The sequence below is a fragment of the Alkalihalobacillus sp. AL-G genome (assembly GCF_030643805.1).
Taxonomy (GTDB): domain Bacteria; phylum Bacillota; class Bacilli; order Bacillales; family Fictibacillaceae; genus Pseudalkalibacillus.
In genome coordinates, this window is the sequence record NZ_CP094656.1 from 662624 (window position 1) to 679872 (window position 17249).

18 protein-coding genes and 1 pseudogene are annotated in these 17249 nt (G+C 41.3%); 13 read left to right on the forward strand and 6 right to left on the reverse strand.

Features of this window, described 5'->3' with window-relative positions; genetic code table 11:
* Positions 1–110 precede the first annotated feature (110 nt).
* A complete protein-coding gene (gene recX / locus MOJ78_RS03370; RefSeq protein WP_304979825.1) occupies positions 111–923 on the forward strand; it encodes a recombination regulator RecX in 813 nt (270 codons plus the stop codon).
* On the opposite strand, the gene MOJ78_RS03375 is transcribed toward recX, so the two are convergent.
* On the reverse strand, positions 910–1581 hold the full coding sequence (locus MOJ78_RS03375) for an SDR family NAD(P)-dependent oxidoreductase (protein ID WP_304979826.1): 672 nt from the start codon (positions 1579–1581) through the stop codon (positions 910–912). The genes recX and MOJ78_RS03375 overlap by 14 nt on opposite strands.
* Positions 1582–1759: 178 nt before the next feature.
* Between MOJ78_RS03375 and MOJ78_RS03380 the strand changes: the two genes are divergently transcribed.
* Complete coding sequence (locus MOJ78_RS03380; protein ID WP_304979827.1) at positions 1760–2083, forward strand: YfhH family protein; 324 nt, start codon at positions 1760–1762, stop codon at positions 2081–2083.
* A gap of 59 nt (positions 2084–2142) precedes the next feature.
* Here the strand turns inward: MOJ78_RS03380 and MOJ78_RS03385 are convergent, their stop codons facing one another.
* Both MOJ78_RS03385 and sspK read right to left on the reverse strand, forming a co-directional pair.
* Positions 2143–2301 carry a YpzG family protein gene (locus MOJ78_RS03385; RefSeq protein WP_304979828.1) on the reverse strand — a complete coding sequence of 53 codons (159 nt, stop codon included), beginning with the start codon at positions 2299–2301 and terminating at the stop codon, positions 2143–2145.
* Between the two features lie 27 nt (positions 2302–2328).
* Positions 2329–2472 (reverse strand): small, acid-soluble spore protein K, encoded by a 144-nt coding sequence (sspK, locus tag MOJ78_RS03390; protein WP_304979829.1) that lies wholly within the window; start codon positions 2470–2472, stop codon positions 2329–2331.
* Positions 2473–2620: 148 nt separating this feature from the next.
* Here sspK and MOJ78_RS03395 point away from each other — a divergent pair.
* A pseudogene (locus tag MOJ78_RS03395) lies at positions 2621–2824 on the forward strand (YfhJ family protein); the annotation flags it as partial.
* 154 nt (positions 2825–2978) lie between these two features.
* Here MOJ78_RS03395 and MOJ78_RS03400 read toward each other — a convergent pair.
* Entirely contained in the window at positions 2979–3959 is a 981-nt protein-coding gene (locus MOJ78_RS03400; protein WP_304979830.1) for a metal-dependent hydrolase, read from the reverse strand.
* A gap of 290 nt (positions 3960–4249) precedes the next feature.
* On the opposite strand from MOJ78_RS03400, the gene mutY reads away from it, so the two are divergent.
* Complete coding sequence (gene mutY, locus MOJ78_RS03405; RefSeq protein ID WP_304981171.1) at positions 4250–5338, forward strand: A/G-specific adenine glycosylase; 1089 nt, start codon at positions 4250–4252, stop codon at positions 5336–5338.
* Positions 5339–5397: 59 nt separating this feature from the next.
* On the opposite strand, the gene MOJ78_RS03410 is transcribed toward mutY, so the two are convergent.
* Positions 5398–5622, reverse strand: a complete 225-nt coding sequence (locus MOJ78_RS03410; RefSeq protein ID WP_304979831.1) for a hypothetical protein — start codon at positions 5620–5622, stop codon at positions 5398–5400.
* Between the two features lie 194 nt (positions 5623–5816).
* On the opposite strand from MOJ78_RS03410, the gene MOJ78_RS03415 reads away from it, so the two are divergent.
* From MOJ78_RS03415 to MOJ78_RS03455, 9 genes are all read left to right on the forward strand, one after another.
* A complete protein-coding gene (locus MOJ78_RS03415; protein ID WP_304979832.1) occupies positions 5817–6041 on the forward strand; it encodes a gamma-type small acid-soluble spore protein in 225 nt (74 codons plus the stop codon).
* Positions 6042–6276: 235 nt separating this feature from the next.
* Positions 6277–6942, forward strand: coding sequence for an SOS response-associated peptidase (locus MOJ78_RS03420; RefSeq protein ID WP_304979833.1), 666 nt, complete (start codon positions 6277–6279; stop codon positions 6940–6942).
* Positions 6943–7194: 252 nt separating this feature from the next.
* Entirely contained in the window at positions 7195–7722 is a 528-nt protein-coding gene (locus tag MOJ78_RS03425; RefSeq protein WP_304979834.1) for a nucleoside tri-diphosphate phosphatase, read from the forward strand.
* Between the two features lie 98 nt (positions 7723–7820).
* Positions 7821–9575: an ABC transporter ATP-binding protein gene (locus MOJ78_RS03430; RefSeq protein WP_304979835.1), complete on the forward strand. Its 1755-nt coding sequence runs from the start codon at positions 7821–7823 to the stop codon at positions 9573–9575.
* A 412-nt stretch (positions 9576–9987) separates the two neighbouring features.
* Positions 9988–10959, forward strand: coding sequence for an ABC transporter ATP-binding protein (locus MOJ78_RS03435; RefSeq protein ID WP_304979836.1), 972 nt, complete (start codon positions 9988–9990; stop codon positions 10957–10959).
* Positions 10960–10974: 15 nt separating this feature from the next.
* Positions 10975–11961 carry an ABC transporter ATP-binding protein gene (locus MOJ78_RS03440; protein ID WP_304979837.1) on the forward strand — a complete coding sequence of 329 codons (987 nt, stop codon included), beginning with the start codon at positions 10975–10977 and terminating at the stop codon, positions 11959–11961.
* Positions 11962–12038: 77 nt separating this feature from the next.
* Positions 12039–13634, forward strand: a complete 1596-nt coding sequence (locus MOJ78_RS03445; RefSeq protein WP_304979838.1) for an ABC transporter substrate-binding protein — start codon at positions 12039–12041, stop codon at positions 13632–13634.
* 280 nt (positions 13635–13914) lie between these two features.
* The gene (locus tag MOJ78_RS03450; RefSeq protein ID WP_304979839.1) at positions 13915–14919 is read left to right on the forward strand and encodes an ABC transporter permease; all 1005 of its coding nucleotides are present in this window, start codon (positions 13915–13917) and stop codon (positions 14917–14919) included.
* A gap of 15 nt (positions 14920–14934) precedes the next feature.
* Positions 14935–15846 (forward strand): ABC transporter permease, encoded by a 912-nt coding sequence (locus MOJ78_RS03455; protein ID WP_304979840.1) that lies wholly within the window; start codon positions 14935–14937, stop codon positions 15844–15846.
* Positions 15847–16107: 261 nt separating this feature from the next.
* Here MOJ78_RS03455 and MOJ78_RS03460 read toward each other — a convergent pair whose 3' ends face one another.
* A complete protein-coding gene (locus tag MOJ78_RS03460; RefSeq protein ID WP_304979841.1) occupies positions 16108–17196 on the reverse strand; it encodes an aromatic acid exporter family protein in 1089 nt (362 codons plus the stop codon).
* Positions 17197–17249 lie beyond the last annotated feature (53 nt).

The following is a 17249-nucleotide window of genomic DNA, read 5'->3' on the forward strand; positions in this document are numbered from 1 at the left end:
AGAGGTTCTAAAAGCCATGTGTTTAATATGAATTAAGAGTTTAGTGCAAAGGACCCAGTATTATCCTTTAAAAGGGGGCATGTGCTAAACTGATGGAAGAGGTGGTCCGAATGAAAATAACAAAGATCACAGTTCAAAAGAAAAATAAAAGCCGATACAATGTTTATGTTGATTGTGGGCATGGGGAAGAATTCGGATTTGCAATTGATGAGGATGTCTATATTAAGTTTGGAATTGAAAAGGGCATGGAACTCAGTGCGAAGGAAATATCCGAATTACAGTCAGAGGACGAAGTGCGAAAAGGCTTTAATCAGGCTGTGAACTATTTATCGTACAGAATGAGGTCGTGTCAAGAAATCGTCGAATATTTAAAGAAGAAGGAAGTTCCCACTTCAGCAATTGAGGCGATTATGAAACGCCTTCAAGAATTAAAGTATATAGATGACCTTGAGTTCGCAAAAATGTTCATACGTAGTAAAGTGACAACTTCTCAAAAAGGACCGAAAGCGCTGGAACAAGAGTTGAAGCTGAAGGGTGTTTCGGAAGCGATCATAGAAAAGGCGATCCTTGTATATCCACAAGATCAGCAAATTGAATCCGCGACAAAGCTTGCAAAGAAAAAGGCGAAACAGAACCAAAAACTAAGTGAGATAGCGGCAAAGCAAAAGATCGGTCAGCTTTTGAAGCAAAAAGGTTTTTCATGGACTATTATTGAACAAGCAATTGAAAAAGCCTCCCTTCAAAAAGATGAACAAGAAGAGCGGGAGGCATTGGATATACAAGCTCAAAAGGCCCATCGTAAGTATCGGAAATTTTCAGGCTGGGAATATAAACAGAAGATGAAGCAGCAATTGTATAGAAAAGGATTTTCTATCGAGCTGATTGATGAATGGCTAAATGAAACTGAGATTAGCGATCAATAAAAATCTCTGCTTGACCGGCATTTTGGTCAACAATCAGCTCGGCTACGGTATCAGGACTCTTTAAGCGGGAGCGGTCTTTGATGTGGTCCGTTTCATCCCAAAACGGGGTGTCCATTCCGCCCATATAAACGGCTGTCACTTGGATGGCCGTTCCTTCAAGTTCCTTAATAAGACTTTCTGTAAAACCACGTACCGCGAATTTGCTTGCTACATAGACGGATTCATTTTTCTTTCCGCGTAGTCCGGCGGTTGAAATGACATTCATAAGTTGACCTTCACCTTGTTCAACAAGTAAAGGTAGGATCGCCCTCGTCATATTGATCGTTCCTTTTATGTTCGTCGCTAATACTTGTTCGATTTCATCATCAGAATATGTATCGAGCGGACCAAAACAACCGGTTCCGGCATTGTTTATCAGAAGGTCGATCCGGTCGGTTTCTAAAAATGAATGGAGCGAATTTTGAATGTCCTTTGTATTTGTTATATCACAAGCAATTGCAGTTGCAGACCCGCCACAGATTGCTATTTCTTCTTTTACCGTTTCTAACGGTTCGATTCGGCGTCCGACAAGGAAAACATGGTCGCCTTTTTTTCCGTATTGAATTGCAAGGCTCCTGCCTAATCCAGTTCCAGCACCGGTAATGATGATATTTTTCAATGTAATCACTCCTTGTATATTTAAGTAAAAAAATGACCTTCTTTAATTACGAATTTTAGATTGATTTTTCAAAGCGGTAAGGTTGTATCAAGCACCATCATTATGCTAGCATACCTCTTTAATTTGGCAAATAAATACGATTTCTACTATACTAAAAGGGGATTTGGAGGTTAAATGAATGGAAAAGCGCTATAGTGATATGAGTAAATATGAATTGCATGAAGAAATTCGTACATTAACGGAAAATGCAAGAAAAGCGGAACAACTTGGGGTCGTCAATGAACTAGCAGTGCTTGAAAGGAAAATTGCGATGGCTCGATGTTATTTGCTTGACCCATCACATTATAAGCCAGGTGAAGTATATGAGTTGGAAATTGATCCACAACGTGATTTTAAAATTGATTATATGAATGGAATTTTCGCATGGGGATATCGAAGCGGACAAAACGAACTTGAGGCATTTCCGATATCGATGCTGCGTTCGAAAAATAAAAAGGACTAACCCGTTGTTATAATGGGAGCAAATGCCTCATTATAAGGGTTAGTCCAGTTTAATGCAATCTAAGAGCGTTTTCGTGTTTCAACTTTTAATACGTGGTTGTGCAAACTCCGCTGCGTTTCTCCATTCACCTGTTGGTAGGAATGTTTCGGGTTCGCGCGCGGTGATTGGAATGGATCTTCATACATCGCATATAGCCGGTTTTGAGTATCTTTTCCCATGAGTTGACAACTCCTAATAAAGTGTCATCAGGATTGATTGGAACGCCTCATTCGCTCGAATGGATGTGTTTGGGTCGTCCCATTGGCTCGTTTTGATGCATATTCTTCTTTTGCCCGGGGTTCACCCGAGGGAGAAATCCGATTAGGAAAGTCTTTAGCTTTATTACGCATTGGTAACAGCTCCTTTGTAATCGGTAACCTTAGTATGACAAGAAAACACGTCTAATATGTTGTGAAAAAATTGACATGGATTGAGGGATTAATGATGAATGAAACCTTTCATCGCTTAGCAGAACAGCTTCAGTAACAGAACAGCAACCTAACTTATGATGAAGCGAGGAATTGGGTGGAGGCACTTTGGGAAGATTTCGAGACTACACGAGCGCGTGCAGGCAGAACGTACAAAGGCCACGAAATGACAGAGCGAATCGTACAGGAGTCGATTATTCGTTACGGTGCAAAGCTTCATGATTATTTCAGCAACAATCCGAAATTTTCACATCTGCTTAATAAAGAAAACTAGGCAAAGTCAAGCCTTGGCGCAGACTGAGCCTTAGCTGCGCTTATACTTGGGACGTAAACTTTTCTTTAACGATGATTATCCTTCTTGTTGAAAAGTTATGCTTTCCTAATGTGCAAAGAGAGGAATGACTCGCTGCGAGCCATCCCTCTTTTTCTTAATTCGTTGCTAACTCGAGCTTCCGTTTTAACGTCTTTTCACTGTAGACCCAGCCTGTAAAGGAGGTTGTAATCGTTAAGTTCTCATCCATTCGAACAACTGCTACAAAAGGGTAGTGCCCCTTAGAACGGTATCGTAAGTCGATGAATCGTACTTCGTAACCGTCCTCGAGGTTCTCGACTTCCCAACGATAGACTGGTGAAAACGATAAAAATGCAGCAAGGTTTGAATTCTTTACGGCAGCGTTGATCATTGGATTATCCGGTATTGGTTTTCGATCATAGATATCATGAACGGTTAAATCGTCGCCCTTCACTTCAACGACATGGAACTGATCATCGGTCATAACTGCAACGTGTTTTTGACTCCAACGTATTGTCGGACAAACGATCACATTTTCGGCATCAAGGATTTCCTTTTTAACAACTTGAATTGTGTGTCGTCTTGAAAGGTATCGCCAAATATAGTATCCAATCAAAATGGTGTATATCGTTAAAAACGTATAGCCAGGGTCAAAGCCCAAATACCAAAGAACAAACCCAAAGATATGGGTAGTAAATATAAACGGATCGAAAATATTAATCATACCGAGTGCAATCCATCTTTTTGTAAATGGATATAAGGCTTGAGTCCCATATGCATTAAAAATATCAACAAACACATGTAAAAAGACAGCTAAAAATGTCCATAACCATACGTGAAGTAAATTCGCTCCTGGAAAGAACAGACTAAGAACCCCAGCAATCAAAATCGGCCATAAAATAACAGCCGGAATCGAGTGGGTTATTCCACGATGGTTCCGAATATAGACGGCATTACTCCTTAATTTTAATATCGTATCAAAATCAGGGGCGTTCGAGCCTACTATCGTCCCGACTAATACAGCTTGTGTAGTTACCGGATCCTGTGTAAGTACAGGGTCGATAGTGGCGAGTCCACCAAGAGCGATACCCATAACAATATGTGTACCCGTATCCATTAATTGCAAAGCCTCCTCAATAAGCGGTTCAAATTCGGATTCGGTTCTTTAACTTATTGTGTCCAAAAATGTGTAGTTCGATGGGTATGGGATAACATTTTAGCGGATGTCCAAAAGTGATACGCCGACATTTTGAACAAACGGTGATAGATGATTTTATAGTGCATTTAGTTTATAGTATAGTGGTTACATTATATGGTTTAGACATATTCACTAAATCAAACAAATTTGGTCGCTATTTTCAACATTACATATCATTTTATCATGACGGGGGATTAAAGTTGATTAAAATGGGTTGTCACAATCTAAAACTTTCGATAAATAAAGAAGCATTTCAATCTGATTTACTTAATTGGTATAATACGGATCACCGGGATCTCCCATGGAGAAAGGTACGCGACCCTTATAAAATCTGGGTTTCTGAAATTATGCTTCAGCAAACAAGAGTCGATACGGTCATTCCTTATTTCGAACGCTTCATGGAGCTTTTTCCAACTGCAACAGCTCTTGCGGATGCTGATGAAGAAAAGGTTTTAAAAGCTTGGGAAGGCCTCGGCTATTATTCAAGAGCGCGCAATCTGCAGTCCGCTGTTCGTGAAGTAAAGGAAACCTATAATGGTGAAATTCCTGCCGATCCCGATGCGATTCAATCACTAAAGGGTGTTGGTCCATATACTGCCGGTGCAATATCAAGCATAGCCTTCGGGTTGCCGGAGCCAGCAGTGGATGGAAATGTGATGCGTGTTTTATCCCGAGTTTTACATATTGAAGACGATATCGCAAAACCTCAAACCCGTAAATTATTTGAGGGGGCAGTTAGACAGCTCATTTCAAAGGAAAACCCTTCTCACTTTAATCAAGGACTAATGGAGCTTGGAGCAACAGTCTGTACACCGAAATCACCTACTTGTTTATTTTGTCCAGTTCAACAATACTGTCAAGCTTTTGAAAAAGGGATACAAGACACGCTTCCAGTTAAAAAGAAAAAAATCAAGAAAAGAACGGTTCCGGTTGCTGTTGCGCTATTGACTGATGAGAGCGGCAATACGCTTATTGAAAAACGACCAGAAAACGGGCTGCTTGCAAACCTTTGGCAATTTCCGAACTACGAAACAGAAGGTAGTAAAGTTGATCTTACTGAACAATTGAAAAACTATTTAGAGGGTCGTTATCCGATAACTGTCGATCTAAATGAGCATTTGATCGATTTTCAGCATGTGTTTTCACACTTGACGTGGAAGCTTACTGTTTATTCGGGAACATTTAAAATGAATGAACTGATGAATACCGATGCTAAAATTGTTAATAAGCTTGAGCTGGAACAATATCCATTACCGGTTTCACATCAAAAAATTGCCGCGATTTGGAAAGAAAAATAAATCAAGGGCTGACCTAGGATAAAGTAAGTTGCCTTTAGGTCAGCCCTTGATTTTTGGTATTATTCGTAATTAGGTCTTGTACCATGGTTCCCGTCGGCTTCATCACGATGCAATCCGCCACGTTCCTCAATTTGCTCAATGATTTCACGATGGATTGTTACTCCTTCACTGTTCAAATAAGGTGTAATTTGTTGAAGAGAGTGATGGTAGAAGGCTAACTCTTTATCAGTCCATTCAGTTTTAGATATCATCGAAAGTTCCGTCATATCTCTCCCTACATACATAATTATTACCTCCTGATTGTAACTCCTTTTCAAGCCCAAACTAAAAACAGACGGCTTTACATCCTATTTACCCCGCACATACTGATTTTAATCTTTCCGTTTTCAAATTGGATTATGTATGGAAAATGGTACATTAAAAAATAAGCATAGTACTTTGCCGGGTTGGTTAAATTACAGATGTGGAGGTGAGACACATGGCAAAACAACAACAAGGCCAACAAACACAAGCTGGTACAAACGTACAACAAGTTAAGCAGCAAAACGCTCAAGCGGCTCAAGGTCAACAACCTGGTCAACAAGCTGCTCAACAAGCTGCTCAACAAAAGGCTGGTCAATTTTCTGCTGAATTTGCGGGCGAACAAACAAATGCTCAGCAAGTACGTCAGCAAAACCAGCAATCTCAACAGCGTAAAAAGTAACCACACTTCCGAAAGACACTCTCGGTATCCACTGCCGAGGGTGTTTTTTACATTCTTAGATTTTTGAGGGTCATGGTCAATTCGAACGTCAGACAAAATAATTCAATCATAGGTCATTGGCCCTGCTTCACATAAAACCCTGAAAATATCAAGGTTTAAATGTTTCAACTATAAATGTGAAGGAAACAATTTACTTGGTGACGAACAAAGTACATAGAAAGGATGTGGTCAAAAAATGTGTGGAAGATTTACGCTTACAGCAGAAATCGACCTCCTGATGGATTGGTTTGAAATTGATGAATGGACAGATATCGATCTAAAACCAAGGTTCAATATCGCGCCTTCTCAAAACATCTTAGCCATAGTATCAAACCAAAGAAATCGACGTGCTGGGCTTTTAAAATGGGGGCTTATTCCACCATGGGCGAAAGACCCATCAATCGGAAACAAGCTGATCAATGCCCGTGCCGAAACCGCTATGGAAAAACCGAGCTTCCGCAATGCAATTAAGAGGCGCAGGTGTCTTATTCCGGCAAGCGGATTTTATGAATGGAAAAAGGAAGGCAAACAAAAACAGCCCAAATACATTCAAATGAAGGAAGACAATCTTTTTGCTTTTGCAGGTCTCTGGGAGAGGTGGTCCGATGATAGCGGTAACCCATTACATACGTGCACAATTTTAACGACAAAACCGAATGAACTGATGGAGGACATACATAACCGGATGCCAGTTATTTTACCTAAAGATGAATATTCACGTTGGCTGAAATCCGATGAAGAACCAGAAGCAATCGAGGATTTGCTGCAACCATACGATGCTGAGAAAATGGCCGCACATAATGTTTCAACGCTAGTCAACTCGCCAAGAAACGAATTGCCTGAATGTATTGAAGAAATGTAATTATTTAAAGAGCATTATGTACCTGCGTCCGCAAGTAAATGCTACGGGTATAGCTTCCTCGGCACTCGTAGCTAAGTAGCTTATCTGTACCTGTGTCTACAAGTTTATCCTACGAGGCGGGTTTCCTCCGTACAACTCGTAGCTTATGTGCAAGTATCGCTCGTTGCACTTTCATTTTCATTTATACGAAGAAAGGATATAATAGAGGATGTTCAAATTTTGAATCGGACAAAAAGTTGAAAGGAGTTTGCTATGTCTTTTCCGACCACTGGAAGTTCAATACAAATTCAAAGCTATAAACATAACGGACAATTGCACCGGGTATGGGAAGAAACAATCATCTTAAAAGGAACTTCTTCTGTTGTAATTGGCGGAAATGACCGCATTTTGGTTACAGAATCAGATGGAAGACAGTGGCGTACAAGGGAACCAGCCATTTGTTATTTCAACTCAGAACAATGGTTCAATGTCATTGCAATGTTACGTGAAAATGGCATCCATTACTACTGTAATCTAGGAACTCCTTTTACCTATGATGAAGAAGCATTGAAGTATATCGATTATGATTTAGATGTCAAAGTTTTTCCGGATATGACTTATACCTTGCTTGATGAGGATGAGTTTGTGCTCCATCGTAAGGAAATGGATTACCCGACTGAAATCAACGATATTATGCGACGGAATTTAGAGCAATTGTATTCATTGATTAATCAACGCAAAGGCCCTTTTGAACCTTTTTTTGTGGAGAATTGGTATGAGCGGTTTTTAGAATATCGGTAAAAATGAAAGTTCGACAATGTCGAGCTTTTACTTCTTTTTCTGAAACTAAAGTCAGCCAGTAGGTTATCTTAAAGCTATAAAGACTGTGACATCAGGAGGTGAGGACCACGGATAGCATTAAGAGATATTTACAATTTGTTACCCCGTACCGAAAACAGATCATCATCACGATCTTTATCGGGATTTTCAAGTTTGGGATTCCTTTATTAATTCCATTAATTTTAAAATATGTCATAGATGACGTCGTGAACGCTGATATCGGTATGGATGAAAAGATTACCCGCTTGTCCTGGGTATTGGCAGGCGCTTTTTTTGTGTTTGTCGTCCTCAGACCACCCATCGAATATTATCGGCAATACTATGCCCAGTGGACAGGAAGTAAAATCTTGTACGACATCCGCGATCGCTTGTTCAGTCATATACAGCGATTAAGTTTAAAGTATTACTCCAATACGAAAGCTGGGGAAATCATTTCTCGAGTCATTCATGATGTTGAACTAACGAAAGCTTTCGTCATTACAGGACTTATGAATATTTGGCTTGACATGTTTACGATCGTGATTGCGATTGCCATCATGATGACAATGGATGTCTGGTTGACGCTAGTTGCGATTTCCTTACTTCCGTTCTATGGTCTATCAATCAAATACTTCTACAGTCGCTTACGGGATCTGACGAAAGACCGTTCGCAGGCTCTAGCTGAGGTGCAGGGCCACCTTTATGAGAGGGTACAGGGTGTTTCCGTCATTCGAAGCTTTGCTCTCGAGGATTATGAACAGGAGCAGTTTGATGTACGGAACACGAACTTTTTGGATAAAGCATTGAACCATACATCATGGAATGCCCGAACCTTTGCAGTTGTAAATACAATCACTGATATTGCACCTCTTCTCGTCATTACAGTCGCAGGATATTTTGCGATAACAGGAAGGATAACGATCGGTGCAATGGCTGCATTCGTTGCTTATATGGATCGCCTCTATAATCCACTAAGGCGGCTTGTCAATTCATCAACGACATTGACCCAGGCGATTGCGTCAATGGATCGCGTCTTTGATTTTATGGATGAAAAATATGATATTGAGGATCGGAAAGATGCTACGGAACTTAAATTTGTCAAAGGGCATATCACGTTTGACAATGTCTCGTTTCGCTACAACGATAATGAACGGGATATTTTAGACGGAATCAACTTAGATGTCAATGAAGGGGAAACGATTGCACTGGTTGGGATGAGCGGAGGAGGAAAATCTTCACTCGTCAGCCTTATTTCGCGGTTTTATGATGTGACAGAAGGTAGGATATTGCTTGATGGAGAGGACATTCGAAAGTTCCAGGTACGTACACTTCGAGATCAAATCGGAATGGTGTTACAGGACAACATTCTTTTTAGTGAATCCGTTAAAATGAATATCAAAATGGGAAATCCTTATGCATCCGATGCAGAAGTGATGGAGGCCGCAAAAGCAGCCAATGCACATGAATTCATAATCGATTTATCCCAAGGCTATGACACGAAAATTGGAGAACGTGGAGTGAAGCTTTCTGGAGGGCAAAAACAACGGCTTGCCATCGCAAGAGTATTTCTGAAAAATCCGCCGTTACTCATACTAGACGAGGCTACTTCCGCGTTGGATTTAGAAAGTGAACATCTTATTCAGGAATCACTTGAAAAATTAGCTAGGGACCGAACGACTTTTATCGTGGCTCATCGGCTTGCAACGATAACGCATGCCGATCGGATTGTCGTCATTGAAAACGGAAGAATCATAGAAGCCGGGTCTCATGAGCAGTTGATGAAGCAACAAGGAAGCTACTACGATTTATTCACTGTCCAAAAACTAGATGGGTAATATATATAATTCATTAATGAGGGCTGGCATGAAGTGAACATCACTTCAAGGACCAGTCTTTTTTTTGCATGTTTAAAATTGGGTGATCGTATAGGAGGCCTAGGTCATCCTTTAGGGCTAAGGCTTAGCGCTAGCCCAGTTTTCTGTATCCAATTTACTGATCTTAAAGGGGCGGTTATCACTTCTGATCTAACACTTCTATAATATCCCAAAGAGAAAAATGAGGATAAAGAAGGATTTAAGTCAAGAAATGCAGAATAGTTACTAAGTAGTATATTTGAAACTTTCTAAATTTTTCGTGTTGTCAAACAAGTGTAACGATGGCATAATATGAACAAACGTTCAGAACCGTAACATTTTTGTAAAAATTTTAACATCTAGACTTAAGAGGCAGAAAGAGAGGTGGGGGCTAATGGATGCTCCAGTTTTGGACGTTAAGGGATTAAAGACCTATTTCTTAACCGATGATGGCGAAGTTCCTGCTGTTGATGATGTGGATTTTCATGTTAATCGCGGTGAGGTTCTTGGAATCGTCGGGGAATCGGGGTGTGGGAAGAGTGTAACGTCACTTTCCGTAATGGGACTCGTTCCTTCTCCTCCAGGAAAAATTGTAGGTGGACAAATCCTTTACAAAGGAGAAGATTTAACGAAAGCTCATGACAAAAGAATGCGAGAAATTCGTGGGAACGATATCGCAATGATATTTCAAGAGCCGATGACATCGTTAAATCCAGTTTATAAAATCGGCAATCAGCTAATCGAAGCAATTCGATTACATAATCAATGGAATAAGAAAAAAGCTTGGGACCGTGCAGTTGAAATCATGAAGCTGGTCGGATTGCCGCGTGCTGAAGAGTTGATGGACAACTATCCTCATCAGTTATCAGGCGGGATGCGACAGCGGGTTATGATCGCAATGGCGATGGTCTGTAACCCAGAAGTATTGATTGCAGACGAGCCTACAACGGCTCTTGACGTTACGATACAAGCACAAATTTTAGACTTGATGAAACGTTTGAACGAAGAAACACAAACATCGATCATCATGATCACCCATGACCTTGGTGTCGTCTCAGAAATGTGTGAGCGAATCATTGTCATGTACGCCGGTAAGGTCGTCGAAGAGGCGACTGTTGAAACGATTTTCAAGAACCCGAAACATCCATACACGGTTGGCCTCATTCAATCCGTACCTGATATGAGACAGAAAAAGGATCGATTGTACTCGATACCCGGGACAGTTCCAAAGCCTGGATCGATCAAGCAAGGCTGTCAATTCGCACCACGCTGTGAACATGCTTTTGACCGTTGTTTTACTGAGACACCAACATTGCAGGAAACAGAAAATGGAAGCCGGGTTCGCTGCTGGCTCCATCACAGCTAGGAAGGGGGTCCAAGGATGTCACAGCCATTATTAACAGTAAAAGATCTTAAAAAGCACTTCCCGATCACTGGCGGGGTGCTCGGTAAACAAATTGGACAAGTCAAAGCGGTTGATGGCGTTTCCTTCTTTATCCGAGAAGGGGAAACTCTTGGGTTAGTCGGCGAGAGTGGTTGTGGTAAATCGACTACAGGCCGAATGCTACTTAGGTTAATTGAACCAACCGAAGGCGAGGTGGTCTTTAACGGCAAAACGATCACGGGTTTATCTGGATCTGAAATGAGAAAGATGCGTCGAGATATTCAAATGGTGTTTCAGGACCCTTACGCTTCACTAAATCCGAGGCACACCGTTGAAAAAATTCTTGAGGAACCGATGATTGTACACGGAATTGAGAAGGATGCCAAAAAGCGAAAGCAAAAGGTACGAGAGCTTCTTGAAACCGTCGGATTAAGCAGCTACCATGCAAAGCGCTACCCACATCAGTTTAGCGGAGGCCAGCGTCAGAGGATCGGTATTGCACGAGCACTAGCTGTAAAACCGAAGCTGATTGTTGCTGATGAGCCTGTATCCGCACTTGATGTATCAGTCCAGGCACAAGTACTGAACCTGTTACAGGATTTACAGAAAGAGTTCGATTTGACCTTTCTCTTTATTGCCCACGACCTTGGTGTAGTCCGTCACATCAGTGATCGTGTTGGAGTCATGTACTTAGGTAAAATGGTCGAGCTCGCAAACAGTGAAAAGCTGTATGAAAAACCGTTGCATCCTTACACAAAGGCACTGTTATCAGCGGTTCCAATTCCAGATGTGGAGCATAAGAAGGACCGTACCGTGCTGGAGGGGGATGTGCCAAGCCCGTCCAACCCGCCAAAAGGATGCCCATTCCACACCCGGTGTCCAGAAGCAATGGATGTTTGTAGACAAGTAGTACCTAAGTTTCAAGAGGTAGAACAAGATCACTATGTAGCTTGTCATCTTTTCGAGGATAACAAGTCTATATAAAGGAAGTTCAAAAAGTTTTTTGAACTTCTGTAAAAAAGTATTGAACAAGAATAAAACAATCAATAGGGGGAGTAAAAATGAAAAAAGGATTTCTTTGGGCATTAGCCTTAATTATGATGTTGTCAGTAGCACTTGCTGGCTGTAACTCCGAATCCGGCGATGGTGGCGGAGACGGAGAAGAAGATGGAAATGAAGAGCAAGTATTGATTTTTGGTCGAGGTGGCGACTCTGTAGCTCTTGACCCTGCTATCGTAACCGATGGTGAATCTTTTAAAGTCATCAAAAATATTTACGACACGTTAGTCGAATACGGTGAACAGGATACAAGCATCAATCCGAGTCTAGCAACTGAATGGAAGGTATCCGACGATGGGTTGACGTATACATTCACATTACGTGAAGGCGTCAAGTTCCATAACGGTGATCCATTTAATGCGGATGCAGTTGTGAAAAACTTCGAACGCTGGATGACAAGCGGCGACGCTGGTAAATTCGCTTACTATGCATCAATGTTTGGTGGATTTAAAGGCGATGAAGGTCACGTAATCAAGAGTGTTGAAGCGAAGGACGAACACACAGTTGTATTCACACTGAACCGTCCTCAAGCACCATTCCTAAAGAACCTAGCAATGACACCTTTCTCAATTGGTGCTCCTAGTGAGTTTGAAAATCTCGCAACAGAGCCAGTTGGTACTGGACCATTCGTTTTCGAAGATTGGAAGCGTAAGGACCGAATTACGATCGTTAAGAATGAAGATTACTGGAAAGAAGGACTTCCAAAGCTTGATAAAGTTATTTTCCGTGCAATTCCTGATAACTCGAACCGTTTGAACGCACTTAAAGCGGGTGAAATTCACCTTATGGATGGAGTTGAACCGAATGATGTAGCTGAGATCGAAAAGGTTGATGAGCTGCAAACATTCTTCCGTCCTTCGATGAACGTTGGTTACCTTGGATTCAACACTGAAAAAGAACCGTTTACGAATAAGAAGGTTCGCCAAGCATTGAACCATGCTGTTGATAAGGAAGCACTTATCAAGGCGTTCTACGCTGGACAGGCAGTACCTGCGAAGAATGCAATGCCTCCAGTAATTGCTGGATACAATGATGAAGTTGAAGCATATGAGTTCGATCTTGAAAAAGCTAAAGCACTTCTTGCTGAAGCAGGATATCCTGATGGATTCAAGACACAGCTTTGGGCAATGCCTGTACCACGTCCATACATGCCTAACGGAAAGAAAATCGCTGAAGCAATCGCCTCAAACTTTGCAAAAATTGGTGTGGAAGCAGAAATTGTAACGTATGAATGGGCAACGTATCTTGAAAAAGCACAAGCAGGTGAAGCGCCGATGTTCCTATTAGGTTGGACTGGGGACAATGGTGACGCAGATAACTTCCTATACACGTTGCTAGATAAAGATACAATCGATTCAAATAACTACGCTCGTTTCGCAAATGACGAGTTGCACGATATTTTAATTGAAGCACAATCTACTCCAGATGAAGCAAAACGAGCTGAACTTTATAAGGAAGCACAAGTAATCATCCATGAAGAAGCACCTTGGGTTCCACTTGTTCACTCAGAACCAGCACTTGCAGGTCTCGCTAATGTTAAAGGATTCAAACCGCACCCAACAGGATCTGATAAATTAACAAACGTTTATTTCGAGTAAAGGTAATGGGGGAGGGTGAAGCCCTCCCCCATTCTTTTTTTCACATTAAGAAAGTGAAAAAATACTTTCTATAGTATAAGCGCAACTAGGGCGATCGCCTACGCAAGGCTTGGCGGCTAGCCAAGTTTTCCTTACAGTAAAAGTGTACAACCATAAAACATCAGTTTATCAAGTATGGATAGACAGCGATTTCTAATCAGGTTGTACAGCTTGGCTTATTTCAATAAGCAGCTAGATATGTCCTGATATATAAGCCAGTTCCTCAAGAGGTGATAAAAGAATGTTTTCATATACGATTCGAAGATTGCTTATGTTAATTCCAGTATTATTTGGAATGACGCTTATTGTTTTTTTACTTATCCGTGCTATTCCTGGGGATCCTGCTCAGGTGATTTTGGGCCAACAGGCTACTGAAAAGGCTGTTGCTGCATTGCGAGATAGCCTTGGGCTGGATGAACCGTGGTATATTCAATATTTCTTATACTTAGGTGACCTATTCACAGGTAACTTAGGTGAATCGATTCGAACAGATGCTCCGATCAATGAAGAAATTTGGCCTTATTTTGCAGCAACATTAGAATTATCTCTATTTGCGATGATCATTGCCATATTTGTTGGTGTAAACGCGGGGATTATCAGTGCATGGTTCCAAAACTCGTGGTTTGACTATGCTGCAATGCTTATGGCCTTGATCGGTATTTCAATGCCAATTTTCTGGTTAGGTTTGATGGAGCAATGGGCCCTAGCAGTAGAATTTAATATTTTCCCAACATCAGGCCGTGAAAGCATTTTGAATCCAGTCGAACCGATTACTCATCTATTTGTTATTGATACGATCATGCAAGGGCGCTTTGATCAACTTGCAATTGTTTTGAAACATTTAGTCTTGCCTGGTGTTGCTTTAGCAACGATTCCGATGGCGATCATTGCACGCATGACCCGTTCGAGCATGCTTGAGGTTATGCGTTCAGACTATATCCGAACGGCAAGAGCGAAGGGCTTAAGAATGTTTTGGGTTGTTTATAAACACTCATTGAAAAATGCATTTGTTCCTGTACTCACAGTAATCGGTCTACAGATGGGCCTTTTATTAGGTGGAGCAATCCTTACTGAAACAATTTTCAGTTGGCCAGGAATAGGTCGATATATCTACGATGCAATTGGTTTCCGTGACTATCCAGTCATCCAATCTGGAATCCTCGTTGTCGCATTTGTTTTTGTAATGATTAACTTGTTGGTCGACCTCTTATATGCAGCTATCGATCCAAGAATTAAATATCAATAGGAGGAGAAAAAGATTATGGCGGAACTAGCACGAAATGAAAACCCATTACAGCCAACACAACAAGATGAAAAACCAGCTTCTCCGTGGAGAGATGCTTGGAGGAGCTTCCGTAAAAACAAGCTTGCGTTGATCGGATTGGGTATTGTCGTTTTTTTCATCATTCTGGCAGTCTTTGCACCACTTATCGCACCTGAGGGAATCGATGATCAAAAGATTTCATCGGATAATTATGCGAAACTCGAAGCACCTTCTGGGGAATATTGGTTTGGGACAGACGACTTTGGTAGAGACATTTTAAGTCGAGTCATTTATGGTGCCCGTATTTCATTGACAGTTGGATTCTTTGCCGTAATGGGATCCGTGATTGTCGGGTCGATTCTTGGAATTGTCGCTGGCTATTATGGTCGGTGGGTGGATACGATCATCTCAAGAATCTTTGATATCATGCTCGCATTCCCGAGTATTTTGCTTGCGATTGCGATTGTTGCGGTACTAGGGCCTTCTCTTAAAAATGCCCTGATTGCAATAGCGATCATTAATGTTCCGAACTTTGGACGACTCGTCCGTTCGAGGGTGTTAAGCATTAAGGAAGAGGAATATATTATGGCTGCGAAGGCCGTTGGAATGAAGGATAAAAGAATTCTGTTCCAGCACATCCTTCCGAATAGCTTTGCACCGATTATCGTTCAAGGGACACTCGCGATTGCAACGGCGATCATTGAAACCGCTGCACTAGGATTTCTTGGGCTCGGTGCAAAAGCTCCATCTCCAGAGTGGGGCACAATGCTTGCGGATTCAAAGTCATTTATTACAGATGCACCATGGACGATGATTTTTCCGGGTCTTGCGATCATGCTGACTGTGCTTGGGTTTAACCTGATGGGTGACGGACTACGTGACGCATTGGATCCGAAAATGAAAAATTAAATTCATTTAAAAAAGGGGTGTCCTTAAGCCTTTGCTGGCTGCGGGACATCCCTTTTGTTTTATTCAATTAGATTGTAAAGCGATCAAACGGGGTTTATTCAGGCCTTTTTTACTCTGCGTGATCCATATATTGAATTTCATGGATGAATTAAGCAAAAACGAATACGGCCCTCGATTTATTTGTTGAACTAGTCAAATATGGTTCATCAAAGCCCTTCAATATGAGAACCTGAGCGAAGTAATGCTCCACTCAGGTTCTATTTAATCATCCTTAGAATAGGTATCCGTAATTTTAACTTCATTATCAGTTGTATGGTACGTGTGAAAGCTTTCAATAAGTTTATCAAGGTGAATGAGAAGATTATTATAATCAATTATAAGTCCGATAAGCGGGAAAACACTCATCCACTGCTCGCGATCCACTTGCTGGCTATCATATAGCTCCATGAAATATTCCGTCAGTTCCTGTTCATCCTCATCCAATTGATTCATGATTTCCTCAGGAGATTGGTAACGAACCTTACCGATATACTTCAATAAGATGCGTTGATGGTAATTAGTTAGATGATCCAATTGATCTTGAATCCGCTTCTGTATCGTTTCAGGCATTTGATAGATTTTATGATCATGTTGGTCAAGGCTTTTTAAAATCGCAGCAGCCTTATTCGTGGTCGATATCATTTGCCTGAATAGGACGAGCTTTCTACTTTTCGTGTATTCGGATCGTTTCATATAATACCGTTCTTCTTTATACATAAGATAGTAATTGTCGGCCTTGATCATGTTTTCATTGATTTTAGCGAGATCCTCTTTAAGGATTTTTCGTTCAGCATCGTTCCGGGTTGCAAGTCGGATCCATTGTGCGATGTGTTCCGTATTTTTTACATTTTTATGATAGAGTCGGGTCTCATATTTAGGTGGTAAAAAGGCAAGGTTCACAAGGAATGAACAAACTACTCCGATCATAATGACAGAAAAACGTTCGATCGCAAACGTGACGTAATGATCGCCGGGGTTGACCATTAGCACGATAACAGTCACAATCGCTAACGGTATTGTTTTATCGATCTTCAGCTTGATGTTGATAGCGATGACGAGGACAGCTACAAGACCGATGACGATCGGTTGGTTTCCAAGTGTCATCACCGCAATTATCGCAAATACAGCTCCGATTACGTTAGCCTGGACCTGATCGATAATCGTTTGATAGGAACGGTAAATCGTAGGTTGAATGGCAAACATTGCAGCAATCGCAGCGAACGAGATCGATTCTAAATTCAGCCACATGCTGATATACAGTGACAACGCAATCGCGACACCTGTTTTAAAGATTCGTGCACCTAGTTTCATAAAATGATAAAATCCTTTCAAACAAGAATTATGATGAAAGGTACTATACACCG

Excerpts from the sequence above, each read along its gene's own strand:
- MOJ78_RS03460 (WP_304979841.1), bottom strand. The coding sequence starts at position 17,196 with ATGAAACTAGGTGCACGAATCTTTAAAACAGGTGTCGCGATTGCGTTG.
- MOJ78_RS03380 (WP_304979827.1), top strand. The coding sequence starts at position 1,760 with ATGGAAAAGCGCTATAGTGATATGAGTAAATATGAATTGCATGAAGAA.
- MOJ78_RS03410 (WP_304979831.1), bottom strand. The coding sequence starts at position 5,622 with ATGTATGTAGGGAGAGATATGACGGAACTTTCGATGATATCTAAAACT.
- recX (WP_304979825.1), top strand. The coding sequence starts at position 111 with ATGAAAATAACAAAGATCACAGTTCAAAAGAAAAATAAAAGCCGATAC.
- MOJ78_RS03455 (WP_304979840.1), top strand. The coding sequence starts at position 14,935 with ATGGCGGAACTAGCACGAAATGAAAACCCATTACAGCCAACACAACAA.
- MOJ78_RS03415 (WP_304979832.1), top strand. The coding sequence starts at position 5,817 with ATGGCAAAACAACAACAAGGCCAACAAACACAAGCTGGTACAAACGTA.
- MOJ78_RS03435 (WP_304979836.1), top strand. The coding sequence starts at position 9,988 with ATGGATGCTCCAGTTTTGGACGTTAAGGGATTAAAGACCTATTTCTTA.
- MOJ78_RS03425 (WP_304979834.1), top strand. The coding sequence starts at position 7,195 with ATGTCTTTTCCGACCACTGGAAGTTCAATACAAATTCAAAGCTATAAA.
- sspK (WP_304979829.1), bottom strand. The coding sequence starts at position 2,472 with ATGCGTAATAAAGCTAAAGACTTTCCTAATCGGATTTCTCCCTCGGGT.
- mutY (WP_304981171.1), top strand. The coding sequence starts at position 4,250 with ATGGGTTGTCACAATCTAAAACTTTCGATAAATAAAGAAGCATTTCAA.
- MOJ78_RS03440 (WP_304979837.1), top strand. The coding sequence starts at position 10,975 with ATGTCACAGCCATTATTAACAGTAAAAGATCTTAAAAAGCACTTCCCG.
- MOJ78_RS03420 (WP_304979833.1), top strand. The coding sequence starts at position 6,277 with ATGTGTGGAAGATTTACGCTTACAGCAGAAATCGACCTCCTGATGGAT.
- MOJ78_RS03445 (WP_304979838.1), top strand. The coding sequence starts at position 12,039 with ATGAAAAAAGGATTTCTTTGGGCATTAGCCTTAATTATGATGTTGTCA.
- MOJ78_RS03400 (WP_304979830.1), bottom strand. The coding sequence starts at position 3,959 with ATGGATACGGGTACACATATTGTTATGGGTATCGCTCTTGGTGGACTC.
- MOJ78_RS03385 (WP_304979828.1), bottom strand. The coding sequence starts at position 2,301 with ATGGGAAAAGATACTCAAAACCGGCTATATGCGATGTATGAAGATCCA.
- MOJ78_RS03450 (WP_304979839.1), top strand. The coding sequence starts at position 13,915 with ATGTTTTCATATACGATTCGAAGATTGCTTATGTTAATTCCAGTATTA.